The sequence below is a fragment of the Streptomyces sp. NPDC052109 genome, assembly GCF_040680195.1.
Lineage (GTDB): Bacteria > Actinomycetota > Actinomycetes > Streptomycetales > Streptomycetaceae > Streptomyces.
Window position 1 is genome coordinate 546,288 of record NZ_JBFAWF010000002.1, and the last position, 12,205, is coordinate 558,492.

Below are 12,205 nucleotides of genomic sequence, written 5' to 3' on the forward strand. Positions count from 1 at the left end.
CGCTCCCCTCTCTGTGGTGCGCTGCCGCGTTCCGCTTGCCGAGTGTTCGATGAAAATCATACACTCGCGAGTGTTCGCTTTTCATTGAACAGTCGGGTGAGCGAGGGGTGCGGCATGCGCGCGGTGGAGTTCCAGGAGTACGGCGGTCCCGAGGTACTGCGGCCGGTGGAGGCGGAGGTGCCGCGGCCGGGACCCGGACAGGTGAGCATCGACGTGTCCTACACCGGCGTGAACTTCGCCGACCTCAAGGCACGCGCGGAGGGCTACCGCGTGCCCGCGCTGCCGTACGTCCCCGGCCTCGAGGTCTCCGGACGGGTCCGCGCGCTCGGCGCCGGTGTCACGGGCCTCGCCGTCGGCCAGGAGGTGATGGCGCTCACCGAGGGCGGCGCGTACGCGGAGGTGGCGGTGGCCGAGGCGACGGCCGTCTTCCCGGTCCCCGCCGGCCTGGACCTGCGCACCGCCGCGACCCTGCCCACGGTCCTGCCCACGGCCTACGCCCTCGTCCACACCGTCGGCCGGCTCCAGCCCGGCGAGTCGGTCCTCGTCCAGGGCGCGGCCGGCGGGGTCGGCACGGCGGTCGGCCGGCTCGCCCGGGCGGCGGGGGCCGGGGCGGCGTACGGCGTGGTCTCCTCGGCCGCCAAGGCCGCCCATGCCAAGGGCCACGGCTACGACGAGGTGTTCGTCGGCGCCTTCCAGGAGCAGGTGCGCGAGGCCACCGGCGGGCGCGGCGTCGACCTGGTGCTGGACCCGGTCGGCGGCGACACCCTGCGCGCCGGCCTCGCCTCGCTGGCGGCCTTCGGGCGGCTGGTCTCCTTCGGCAACGCGAGCGGAGCCGAGCCGTGGCGCGCGGGCCGGCCCGAGCTGGACCCGCTCGGGCTCTCGGTCTCCGGCTTCTCCATCCTGAACCTGGCCAGGACCGCGCCGGACGCGCTGCGCCGGCTGTCGGAGCGGGCGTTCGCGACGGCGGTCGACGGGACGGTGGCGTTGCCGGTGACGGCCGAGTTCACCCTCGCGGAGGCGGCGGCGGCACACCGGCTGATGGGCGGACGGTCCAGCACGGGGAAGCTGCTGCTGCGCGTGACCGACTGAGATGTCGTCAACTGCCGTAGCACAGCAACCACTTCGGAGGTCATAACGGCTTGCCATCCCGCCGCCGGGGATGTTGTTAATGGTCATCACCGAGTTGCGAGAGATCGCCTGACCTCTGGGGGACAGAAGCAGATGCAGTACGGCCAGCCACCCGAACGCCCGGCCCAGGAGCCGCCGGCCGCGGAGGCCGCTCCTCCGGCACCGCCGACCGCGCCCGCCATGGCACCGCCCATGCCCGACATCCCCGCGCCACCGTCGCATCCGGCACCGTTCGGCCTCGAACTGCGGGTCAGCAAGCGGATCCTGTGGATCGGCGCCGCGGTGTACCCGCTGCACAACATCGCCCGCGTCTACGCCTTCGTCATGCGTCCCAGGCGCAAGGAGGCGGTGCTGCGGTTCCTGCGGTACACCGCCGGGACGCTGGTCGTCGGGTTCGTCGCGCTGCTGCCGGGCCTGCCGTTCCTCGCGGCGAGCGGAGGGGACTCCGGCGGCGGTTACGTCGGCTTCATCTGGCTGCTGGCCATCGCCGCGGAGATCTACTTCTTCGTCGAGATGATGTCCGTCCTGACCGCCGCCCCGCAGCACGTCCTGGCGGTCGAGACCTCGGGCGCGTCCACCGCGCTGGTCACCAGCCGGGACCCGCGCTACCTGGACCAGCTCGTCGGCCAGATCTCCTATGCCATCGACCGCCCGGACACCGAGTTCAGGGTCACGGTGGAAAGCCTCACCGTCTCGCCGAAGAACTACTACTTCGGTGACAACGTCAACATGTACGGCGGCAGCGGAAACGTGGGGATCAGCGCATGAGCGGTGGCAACTACTACTACGGCGACAACGTGAACATCTACGGAGGCCGGGGCCACCAGGGCATCGTCAAGAACCAGGGCGGCCCCGGAGCCGGGCAGCAGGACCCGGCCCTGGTCGCCGCCCTCGCCGAACTGAACGGGCACCTCGCCCGGTTGCGGGCACAGGTGTCGGCGCCCGACGCCGAGCTCCTGGACGAGTCCCTGCCCGCGCTCAGCCCCGACGCCGCCGTGCCCGCGCTGGAGCGGCACCGGGCGCTGAGGGCGATCGCCGGGATCGCCGCCGCCGTCGGAGCGGTCGGTCAGCCGGTGGCCGACGCCGTACGGGTCATCACCGCGATGATCAGCGGATAGGCCGTCCAGGGGCCTCCGCCGTCGCCGGGTGCGGGTGCGTCCTGCTTGCTCGCGCCCATGCGGCGCAGCCGCACCTCGACACGGCCCCGCGCCCCCGTCCGCCGTTGCCCCGCGCCTTACCACCCAGCACAGTGAAGGCATGGACGAACGACAGGCCGGCGCCTGGCTCGCCACCGCCGTGGCAGAGGCCCGTGCCGGGCTCGCCGAGGGCGGGATCCCGATCGGCGCCGCGCTCTACGGCCCCGACGGCACGCTCCTCGGCCGGGGCCGCAACCGCCGTGTCCAGGACGACGACCCCTCGATGCACGCGGAGACGGCCGCGTTCCGCGCGGCGGGACGGCAGCGCTCCTACCGTGGCACGACCATGGTCACCACCCTCTCCCCGTGCTGGTACTGCAGCGGCCTGGTCCGTCAGTTCGGCATCTCCCGGGTGGTGATCGGCGAGGCCACCACCTTCCACGGCGGCCACGACTGGCTCGCCGCGCACGGTGTGGAGATCGTGGTCCTGGAGGATCCCGGGTGCGTCGGGGTGATGCGCGCCTTCGTCGAGGACAACCCGGAGCTGTGGAATGAGGACATCGGTGAGTGAGTCGCGTGTTCCGGTCATCGACCTGCGGCCCTGGCTCGACGGCGACGAGGAGGCCCGCACCGACCTCGCCCGTACCGTCGACCAGGCGCTGCGCAGCGCCGGGTTCCTGCTGGTCACCGGGCACGGGGTGGAGCCGGGGCTGCGGGCCGGGATCCGGCAGGCGGCGCGGGAGTTCTTCCTGCTGCCCGTCGAGGTCAAGCAGGCCTACGCGGCGAAGGTCGGCGGTCGCGGCTGGCTCGGGCCCGGTGCCGAGGCCAACGGGTATGCGGAGGGCACCGAGACTCCGCCCGATCTGAAGGAGTCGCTGACGTTCGCGACGGACGAGCCCTTCGACGATCCCGTCGTCAACGCGGAGTGGTACGCGCCCAACGTGTGGCCCGCCGAGGTGCCCGGTCTCAGGACGCTGTGCGAGCAGTACCTGGCACGGATGGCCGGCCTGGAGAAGGAGCTGCTGTCGCTGCTGGGTTACGCGCTGGGCCTCGAACGGGACTTCTTCTCCCGGCACATGGACCATCCGACGTACGGCTTCAACATCAACTGGTATCCGGGGACGGACGTCGTCGGCGAGCCGTTGCCGGGGCAGTTCCGGATCGGGCCGCACACCGACTTCGGGACCCTGACCATCCTGGACCGGCAGGCGGGGAAGGGCGGGCTCCAGGTCCACACCGAGGCGGGCGGGTGGGAGGACGCGCCGTACGATCCGGCCGCCTTCACCATCAACGTCGGTGACCTGCTCGCCCGGTGGACCGGTGACCGGTGGCGCTCGGGCCGGCACCGGGTGTTGCCGCCGCCGGTGGACGCGCCCGCAGAGGAGCTGATGTCGCTCGTGTACTTCGGCGAGTGCACCCCCGGCACCCTGGTGGAGTCCCTACCGGCGCCGGTGGGCCGGGTGGCGTACCCGCCGGTCGACTCCCATGCGTATCTGCGCGAGAAGCTGAACTCGATCACCGTGGGGTGAACCGGACCCCGGCGCGTGACCGTCGGTTATTCACTTCCGCGTTCGGCCTGCCACCCGTTCCGTTGAAATGAACCGAACGGGCATGTCCCGGCCGCGTCCCACGACATTGCCTTCAAAGGGGGCCCGCACTCAGGGGCCCCTTCTGCGATGGGAGACGCGTGCGAATTTCTGACATCCAGCGCTGCGAGGTCCGGCCGGGACGGCTCGTCGAGTGGACGCTGAGTCCGGCGACGGTGGCGACGGCGACGGCACTCCCGGAGGACTCCCGGCCGCCGGCGTACATCCAGGAGTCGCACATCAGGACCGCCAGGTGCGTCCGCGACGACGGGCTGTTCGTGCCGACCTGGCTCGGCACCGCCTTCGATCTGCCCGGCCCGGTCGACCTCGATGTGCTCCAGGAGGCGCTGCGCGCCTGGACGGTACGGCACGAGACGCTGCGCAGCGGCTTCCGCTGGGCGGGACCCTCGGGAGACGAACTGCGCCGGTTCACCCTCGACGCCGCCGACGTGTCCCTGCACCGGGAGGAGGCCGGCGACTTCCCCGGAGCGGACGAGCTGGTCCGCCATCTCCAGGACCGTTTCGACACCGTCGCGGACGCGCTGCGCTGGCCGAACCTGATCTACTCGGCGGTCGTCCGGGACGACGGCGCCAGCGTGTACATGGCCTTCGACCACAGCAACGTCGACGCCTACTCCCTGACCCGGATCGCCGCCGAGGTGCACGAGCTGTACGCGGCGGGGGCGGCCGGTGCCGAGCCCGGCGCCCTTGCTCCGGCGGCCAGTTACGTCGACTTCTGTGAGCTGGAGCGGGCCGACGCCGACGGCATCGACGCCCGGCACGCGATCGTCGGCCGCTGGCGCGAGTTCATCCGGCGCTGCGACGGTGTGCTGCCGGGCTTCCCGGTCGACCTCGGGCTGGAGCCGGGCGCCCCGCTGCCGAGGCAGCGGCTGCTGTGCGAACCACTGGCGGACGCCCAGGAGGCGGCGGCGTTCGAGGCGTACTGCCGGCCCAACGGTGGCAGCATGGTCGGTCTGCTGGCCGCGACCGGGCTGATCGTGCACGAGCTGGGCGGACAGTCGGTGTACCGGACGGTGGTGCCGTTCCACACACGGGTGAAGTCGCGGTGGAGCGACTCGGTGGGCTGGTACGTGGGCGGCGCCCCGATCGAGGTCCCGGTGGACCGGACCGGCTTCCCGGAGACCCTGCGGACGGTGCGCGCCGAACTGCAGGCCAACCGGTCACTGGCCCGGATGCCACTGGCCCGGGTGCTGCGGCTGCTCGGCGCGGACTTCCGGCCGACCTCGCCGGACCTGTACTCGATCGTCTCCTACGTCGACACCCGGTCCGTGCCGGGCGCCGAGCGCTGGGCGGAGCAGCGCGCGCACGCGCTGCTGCGGGTGTCGTACGGCGACCAGGTGTGCGTGTGGGTGAACCGGCTGCACGAGGGGCTGTGGCTGGCGAGCCGGTACCCGGACACGGACGTGGCGGCGAAGAACCTGCGGCTGTACGTCGAGCGGCTGCGCGACCACATCGCCTCGGTGGCCCACGGCAGCCTGTCCGCGGTGTGCTGAGCGGCCGCCGCCGGCCTATGTGAACTGCCCGGGGAGAGGCTCGGCGGGCTCGGGGGGCTCAGGGGGCCGCCGCCCCGGACGGGGCCGCCCGGACTCCATGACCTCGATCAGACGCTCGAATCTGGTGCGCCAGTCGGACTCCGGTACCCCCTCGCCCTGGAACTCGTGGGTGAAGCGCAGCACGCTCCCCTGGTCCTCGCCGCGCTCGAGGTGGAACCGGATCCGGCCGCAGGCCTCGAGGGTGTACTCGGCGACCCGGTCCACGTCCCACGCGGTGACCTGCCCGCCGCCGAGGCCACGCAGGCCGACCGCGCCGCCGAGCCGCGGTTCGAGCGCGTCGACGGCGGTGCACCATTCCCCGAGTCCCTCGGGGCTGGCCACCGCCGGCCACACGTCCTCCATGCGCCCCGGAAGCCGCACCACGAAGTGGAGTATGTGCGTGTTCCCGTGGGTCTGACTGGTGCCCTGTGCGATGGAACCGCTCATGACACCAGTGTGGGTGACCCGCGGCTCACACGCCCGCCCAGAAATGGACGAGGGCATTTCGCGCCCTAAAACCCATAATTCCACTTTGTCAGTCCTTTACTCGCTTGGCGTTCGAGTGAGAATTCGATCAAGATCCGGACCGACCAGTCTGAACGCAAGAATTCCGGGTGGGAATGAACATCTCTCTGAAGAAGAACTCCGCCAGAATCCTGGCGACGGTTGCTGCCACCGGCCTGGCCCTCACCGTGAGCGCGGGGAACGCCGCGGCCGGGCCGTCGGGTGTGCGCTTTTCCGTCGGCTCGATGAACAGCGACGGTTCGCGCGTCATCGGCATCATCGTCGACGGCCGGTACGCCGGATCCGCCGAATGGAAGGCGAACGGGGACACCCTGGAGGCGGGCGACACCACCGCCGACGGATACGGCGTCGGCGCCTACCTGGGCACGAACCCCGTACGCGAGGCCACCACGTTCGGCCTGGCGTCCCCGGTGTGGAAGTCCAAGGGCGGAGACCTGCCCGAGAACCACACCTACACCTTCTGGGCCTGCATCGGCAACAACAGCATCGGCCTGACGTGGTCCGACGTGGTCAACGTCAAGTCGTAGCATTCACCACAGGGTCCCATTCGCAATTCTTCTGAATGGACCCCTGCAGAATAAAAAGGCATTCGCATTCAGGGCTTCGGTCCGGTGCGTACGGCGAAGGCCGGTTCCCGTGGTCGCGCCACGGGAACCGGCCTTCGCCGTCCGGAATTACACGCCCGCGTAGGAGTGCTTGCCGCTGACGAAGATGTTGACGCCGTAGTAGTTGAACAGCCAGCAGCCGAAGGCGATCATCGCCAGGTAGGCGGCCTTGCGGCCCTTCCAGCCGGCCGTCGCGCGGGCGTGCAGGTAGCAGGCGTAGCCGACCCAGGTGATGAAGGACCAGGTCTCCTTCGGGTCCCAGTTCCAGTAGCGGCCCCAGGCGTCGCCGGCCCAGATCGCGCCCGCGATGATCGTGAACGTCCACAGCGGGAAGACGGCCGCGTTGACCCGGTAGGCGAACTTGTCCAGCGAGGCGGAGGCGGGCAGCCGCTCCAGCACCGAGGTGGCGAAGGCACCCGGCTTGCCGCCGGTCTGCAGCTTGGTCTCGTACGCGTCCTTGAACAGGTACAGGATCGTGGCGACCGCGCCGACGTAGAACACCGCGCCGCAGAAGATCGCGGTGGAGACGTGGATGTACAGCCAGTACGAGTGCAGGGCGGGGACGAGCTGGTCGCTGGCCGTGTACAGGACGGTGACCGCGAGGCCCAGGTCCAGCAGGACCGTGGTGATCAGGAACAGGCCGAGCCAGCGCACGTTCTTCTTCAGAGCCAGCAGCGTGAGGTACACGCCGACGGCCACCGTGGAGAAGGTGATGTTGAACTCGTACATGTTGCCCCACGGCGCCCGCTGCACGGAGGCCGCGCGGGCGACGACGCCGGCCAGCTCCACCAGGAAGGCGAGCACGGTGAGCGCGACGGCGATACGGCCGTAGAGGTCGCCCTGCGCGTCCCCGCCGTGCGCGCCGGGACCGTCCGGCACGTCGCGGGCGCCGGAGGCCGAGCGCACGACGACCTTGGGCCGCTCCAGCACGGCGGTGCCCCCGGACTGCTTCACGGTGACGGCGGGAGTCTTCGCGGAGGTCTCCGACGTCAGCGCGGCGGCCGTACGGGCCACCTTGCTGCGGCTGCCGAAGAGCCATTCGGCGATGTACGCGAAGAAGGCCAGGGTGTAGACGGCCATCGACGAGTAGATCAGCGTGTTGCTGATGCTCGCCAGGTGTTCGTTGGTTGCGGCGGCGAGAGTCACTTCTCAGCCCCTTCGGCAGGTACGACTGGGGTGTCGGAGGATTCTGAAGGGTCGTCGTCGGGGTCGGGTGCCCCCGGCGCCTGGTCGTAGAGGATTCCGGCGAGGTCGCCCAGCTCCTCGGGCACCTTGGCGGACTCGCTGCGGCCGAGCCCGGCCATCTCGACGACCGTCACGCCGTCGGCGCCGCGCACCGCGCGCACCCACACCCGGCGCCGCTGGATGAACAGCGAGGCGGCCAGGCCGAAGATCGCGGCGAGCGCACCGCCGAGCGCCCAGCCGCTGCCGGGCTCCTGGACGATCTCGAAACCGGCCCATTCCTTGATGTCCTTCTCGAAGGTGATGGACCCGGCGCCGTTCGGCAGCGTCATGGTGTCGCCCGGCTGCAGGAGCTTCTTCAGCAGCTGGCCCTTGCTGTCCTTGAACGCCTTCATGTGCGTCTTGTCGAGCTGGTACACGCTCTGCGGGATGCCGGCGTTCACGCCGAGGTCGCCGTGGTAGGCGTTCACGGCGAGCAGCGGGTTCACCAGTGCGGGGAACTGGGAGAGCATCGTGCCGGCCTTCGGGTCGAAGGTGGGCACGAAGAAGGCCTGGAAGCCGAGCTGTTCCGACTTGCCCTGGGCGTTCTTGTAGCCGTCCATCACCTTCACCACGCCGTTGGAGGTGACGTTTCCGTCGAGAGGCAGCAACGGCACAGCGTCCTGGAAGACCTTCTTGCCCTTGCCGTCGCGGACGGTGATGACGGGCGCGTAGCCATGGCTGACGAGATAGACCTTTGCGTCACCGATGTGCAGCGGCTCGTTGACCTTGATGGTGGTCGACTTCTGCCTGCCGTACGCACCCACGCTGTAGTCGATCTTCGCCTGGTAGGTGCGCGGAGTGCCCTTGTTGGGGCCGCTGACCTCGTAGGTGCCGGTGAACGTCTTCAGGTCGAAGCTGAACGGCACCAGGTCGTCGGTCTGGAAAAGGCTGCCGGACTTGAAGTCGTCGTACTGCGCCAGCGCGTTGGAGAACCCGTCGCCCTCGACGACCAGCTTGGTGCCGTCCGACTTGTACAGCTGGCCGGAGGCGAAGGCGACCAGCAGCACGATCAGGGCGATGTGGAAGACCAGGTTGCCCAGTTCGCGCACATAGCCCTTCTCGGCGGCGACGGCGTCACCGGCGACATGGGCGCGAAAGCGGCGCTTCTTCAGCAGCGCGAGCGCGGCCTCACGGACCTGCTCGGGGTCGGCGTTCGTCCGCCAGGTCGTGTAGGCGGGCAGCCGGGTCAGCCGCTTGGGGGCGCCCGGCGGGCGGCCGCGCAGCTGGCCGACGAACTGCCAGGTGCGCGGGACGATGCAGCCGATGAGAGAGACGAACAGCAGGATGTAGATCGCGGAGAACCACACCGAGCTGTAGACGTGGAACAGGCCGAGCTTGTCGTAGATCGGCGAGAGCGTCTTGTGGGCCTTGCGGAAGTCGTCGACCTTGTTGAGGTCGGCGCCGGTCTGCGGGATGAGCGAGCCGGGGATCGCGCCGAGCGAGAGCAGCAGGAGCAGCAGCAGCGCGACCCGCATGGAGGTCAGCTGCCGCCAGAACCAGCGGGCCCAGCCGATGACGCCGAGTCCGGGCGCGGCGGACAGCTCGTCCACGGGGGCGGTGGACAGCTGGGATCCGGCCGCGCCGAGGTCCTCCTGGTCCTGGCTCGCCTGGTCCCGGCTCTTGTCGGTTTTGGTCTTGCTCATCGATCAGATCCCCACAGTGAAGCCGTTGGACCAGGTCTGCATCTGCTGCACCAGGCTGTCCCAGGCACCGGTCAGCAGCAGCACACCGGTGACGATCATCATCGTGCCGCCGATGCGCAGCACCCAGACATAGTGGCGCTTGACCCAGCCGAAGGCGCCGAGCGCCTTGCGGAAGGCGACCGCCGTGAGGACGAAGGGGACGCCGAGGCCCAGACAGTAGGCGACGGTGAGTATCGCGCCCCGGCCGGCGCTCGCCTGCTGGGAAGACAGGGCGATGACGGAGGCGAGGGTGGGGCCGATGCAGGGCGTCCAGCCGACGCCGAACAGGGCGCCGAGGAGGGGCGCGCCCACCAGGCCGGCGGCCGGCCGCCGATGGAAGCGGAACTCACGCTGTGTCAGCCAGGGCATCAGCCCCATGAAGAAGACGCCCAGAAGGATCATGAGCACGCCGAGCACCTTTGACAGGATGTCCTTGTACTCCTGCAGGGTCGATCCGAAGAAGCCGAACAGCGCGCCGCCGGAGACGAACACGGCAGTGAAGCCCAGGACGAACAGAAAGGCACCCGTGGCCATCCGCCCGCGCCGCGTCTCCGCCAGATCGGTGCCCGCGACCCCGGTCACATAGGACAGGTAGCCGGGGACGAGCGGCAGCACACAGGGCGAGAAGAAGGAGACGAGCCCGCCGAGCAGCGCCACCGGCAGCGCGATCAGCAGCGCGCCGTCGAGAACGGTCTCGTTCCGGCCCGTCTCGGCGGCCAGCGTCAGCAATGCGCTCACGTCACTTCTCCGCCAGGACCGGCTTGAGCATCTTCAGCAGCGCCGTGTCGTCGAGCGCCTCCAGGGCCCGCGCGGCGAGCTTCCCGTGCCGGTCGATGATCAACGTGGACGGGATCAGCTGCGGGTTGAGGGTGCCCTTCGCGAAGCGGAGCATCAGCTTGCCTGCCGGGTCGTACAGGCTCGGGTAGGTGAGCTGCTGTTCCTTCTCGAAGGCGACCGCGGGAGTGAGGCTTGTGTCACGCGTGTTGACGCCGACGAACCGCACGCCCTTGTCCTGGTACTGCTTGGAGACCTTGGCGAAGTACTGGGCCTCCTCGCGGCACGGGCCGCACCAGGAGCCCCAGAAGTTGAGGACGACGACGTCGCCCTTGTAGCCGGCGACGTCGAGGCGCTTTCCGTCCAAGGTCTTGCCGGACAGGTCGGGGGCGGCGACCCGCTTCCCCTCGGGGACGGTGTCGATGCCGTTCTTGCCGGTGACGAAGTTGGTGTCACCGCCTCCACCGGAGATGCCGCCGCCGCACGCGGACAGGGTCAGGGCCGCGACGGCGGCCACGGCGCTGAGCAGGACGGCGCGGCTACGGGTACTCATGTGAAAAGTTTCGCATGTCCCCTCCGGCGCTCTGTGGCGCCCCCCTGCCGGGCGGAAAACCGCATTTCAGGGCGTATTTACACGGGGCATTTCCGACAGCGGGACGGGCGGGAGGCTACGCGAGGAAAGTCCTCCAGCCGCCGGCCGGAGCCTGCCCGGGCGCCAGCGTGCGCAGCTTGGCGAGCACCTCGGGCTTCTGTACGTCGATCCAGTCGCAGAACTGCCGGAAGGAGACCAGCCGGACGTCGGCTCCCTTCTCCTTCGCCTGCGCGATGTGCTTGAAGGCCTGCTCGACGGCGTCCATGTAGATACCGCCGTTCCAGTGCTCGAAGTGGTTGCCGATGAAGAACGGCGCCCGGTTCGAGAAGTACGCCCGCTTGAAGCCGGCGATGTACGCACCGGCCGCCTGCTCGCGCCAGGCCGGGTAGTTGTAGGCCGGCGCCTTGGTCGAGTTCTGCGACTGGTTGAACATCATGTTGTAGTCCATCGAGAGGACCTGGAACTTCCTGCCGGGGAAAGGTATCTCCTGCAGCGGGAAGTCCCACAGCCCCTGCTTCTTCACCGGCCACATCTGCAGCCCGCCCGGCGAGGAGGCGTCGTAGCGCCAGCCCAGTTCGCGGGCGGTGGGCAGCAGGTTCTCCTGGTTGAGCAGGCAGGGCGTACGGCCGCCGACCAGTTCCTTGTCGTAGTCGAACGGCAGGGCCGGCATGTCGGTGAGGCCGGTATTGGTCTTCCAGTTCTTGACGAAGGACTTGGCCTGCTTGATCTCACTGTGCCACTGCTGGGGCGTCCACCACTTGACGGAGGTGTGGGCGTCGCCACAGAAGTGCCCGTTGAAGTGGGTGCCGATCTCGTGGCCTTCGAGCCAGGCCCGGCGGACGTTGGTCAGCGTCGCCTTGATGTGCTCGTCGCTGAGGTAGCCGATGTCGGAGGCGCCGATCTTGTTGTTCGGCGGGACGTACAGGCGCTTCTTCGACTCGGGCAGCAGATACAGGCCCGACAGGAAGAACGTCATGCTCGCGCCGTGCTCCTTGGCCAGGTCCAGGAAGCGCGGGAAGAGGCCGTTGCCGACCTCACCGGCGCCGTCCCAGGAGAAGACCACGAACTGCGGCGGGGTCTGGCCGGGCTCCAGCGGCTCCGGCGCGCCGGGCTGGTGCGGCTGCTTGCCGGTGAAGGACGTGGAGCCGTCCCCGATGAGGCGGCCCTGCGGCGCGCCGCTCGCGTCGCCGCCCTTTCCGTCGCTCTTCCCGCCGCCGGAACCGTCCGAGGCCCCGGTGCCGTCCGATGACGTGTGGCTCCCGCAACCGGCGAGGGTGGCGGCGGCCGCGGCACCCGCGCCGAGGCCGAGTATTCCCCGGCGGGAGAAGGTCCGGGAGACGGTGCGCATGGAGTTCCCCGATCATCGCGCCTGTTGGTGGTCACCCACTGAGAGGGCGCGA

At 69.8% G+C, this 12,205-nt stretch carries 13 protein-coding genes; 7 read left to right on the plus strand and 6 right to left on the minus strand.

The features are described 5' to 3' along the window. Positions 1-114 precede the first annotated feature (114 nt). The 6 genes from AB0L59_RS08140 (at position 115) to AB0L59_RS08165 (ending at position 5,364) form a co-directional block, all read left to right on the plus strand. Positions 115-1,089 (plus strand): zinc-binding dehydrogenase, encoded by a 975-nt coding sequence (locus tag AB0L59_RS08140; RefSeq protein WP_365580684.1) that lies wholly within the window; start codon positions 115-117, stop codon positions 1,087-1,089. Between the two features lie 132 nt (positions 1,090-1,221). Beyond that, entirely contained in the window at positions 1,222-1,896 is a 675-nt protein-coding gene (locus AB0L59_RS08145; protein ID WP_365580687.1) for a DUF6232 family protein, read from the plus strand. Next, positions 1,893-2,246: a hypothetical protein gene (locus tag AB0L59_RS08150; RefSeq protein WP_365580690.1), complete on the plus strand. Its 354-nt coding sequence runs from the start codon at positions 1,893-1,895 to the stop codon at positions 2,244-2,246. The genes AB0L59_RS08145 and AB0L59_RS08150 overlap by 4 nt, the downstream gene beginning before the upstream one ends. 139 nt (positions 2,247-2,385) lie before the next feature. After that, positions 2,386-2,835 carry a nucleoside deaminase gene (locus AB0L59_RS08155; protein ID WP_365580692.1) on the plus strand — a complete coding sequence of 150 codons (450 nt, stop codon included), beginning with the start codon at positions 2,386-2,388 and terminating at the stop codon, positions 2,833-2,835. Beyond that, positions 2,816-3,793, plus strand: coding sequence for a 2-oxoglutarate and iron-dependent oxygenase domain-containing protein (locus AB0L59_RS08160; protein ID WP_365580695.1), 978 nt, complete (start codon positions 2,816-2,818; stop codon positions 3,791-3,793). The genes AB0L59_RS08155 and AB0L59_RS08160 overlap by 20 nt, the downstream gene beginning before the upstream one ends. 158 nt (positions 3,794-3,951) lie before the next feature. Continuing rightward, the gene (locus AB0L59_RS08165) at positions 3,952-5,364 is read left to right on the plus strand and encodes a condensation domain-containing protein (protein WP_365580698.1); all 1,413 of its coding nucleotides are present in this window, start codon (positions 3,952-3,954) and stop codon (positions 5,362-5,364) included. Between the two features lie 15 nt (positions 5,365-5,379). Here the strand turns inward: AB0L59_RS08165 and AB0L59_RS08170 are convergent, their stop codons facing one another. After that, positions 5,380-5,850 (minus strand): hypothetical protein, encoded by a 471-nt coding sequence (locus AB0L59_RS08170; RefSeq protein ID WP_365580701.1) that lies wholly within the window; start codon positions 5,848-5,850, stop codon positions 5,380-5,382. Between the two features lie 173 nt (positions 5,851-6,023). Between AB0L59_RS08170 and AB0L59_RS08175 the strand changes: the two genes are divergently transcribed. Further along, the gene (locus AB0L59_RS08175) at positions 6,024-6,455 is read left to right on the plus strand and encodes a hypothetical protein (protein WP_365580704.1); all 432 of its coding nucleotides are present in this window, start codon (positions 6,024-6,026) and stop codon (positions 6,453-6,455) included. Between the two features lie 147 nt (positions 6,456-6,602). On the opposite strand, the gene ccsB is transcribed toward AB0L59_RS08175, so the two are convergent. The 5 genes from ccsB to AB0L59_RS08200 form a co-directional block, all read right to left on the minus strand. Continuing rightward, on the minus strand, positions 6,603-7,679 hold the full coding sequence (ccsB, locus tag AB0L59_RS08180; protein ID WP_365580706.1) for a c-type cytochrome biogenesis protein CcsB: 1,077 nt from the start codon (positions 7,677-7,679) through the stop codon (positions 6,603-6,605). Beyond that, positions 7,676-9,400 (minus strand): cytochrome c biogenesis protein ResB, encoded by a 1,725-nt coding sequence (locus AB0L59_RS08185; protein WP_365580709.1) that lies wholly within the window; start codon positions 9,398-9,400, stop codon positions 7,676-7,678. Before AB0L59_RS08185 ends, ccsB begins: the two co-directional genes overlap by 4 nt. 3 nt (positions 9,401-9,403) lie before the next feature. After that, positions 9,404-10,177, minus strand: coding sequence for a cytochrome c biogenesis protein CcdA (locus tag AB0L59_RS08190; RefSeq protein WP_365580711.1), 774 nt, complete (start codon positions 10,175-10,177; stop codon positions 9,404-9,406). A gap of 1 nt (position 10,178) precedes the next feature. Then, entirely contained in the window at positions 10,179-10,766 is a 588-nt protein-coding gene (locus AB0L59_RS08195) for a TlpA disulfide reductase family protein (RefSeq protein ID WP_365580713.1), read from the minus strand. 115 nt (positions 10,767-10,881) lie between these two features. Then, complete coding sequence (locus AB0L59_RS08200; RefSeq protein WP_365580716.1) at positions 10,882-12,153, minus strand: hypothetical protein; 1,272 nt, start codon at positions 12,151-12,153, stop codon at positions 10,882-10,884. Between the last annotated feature and the right edge of the window lie 52 nt (positions 12,154-12,205).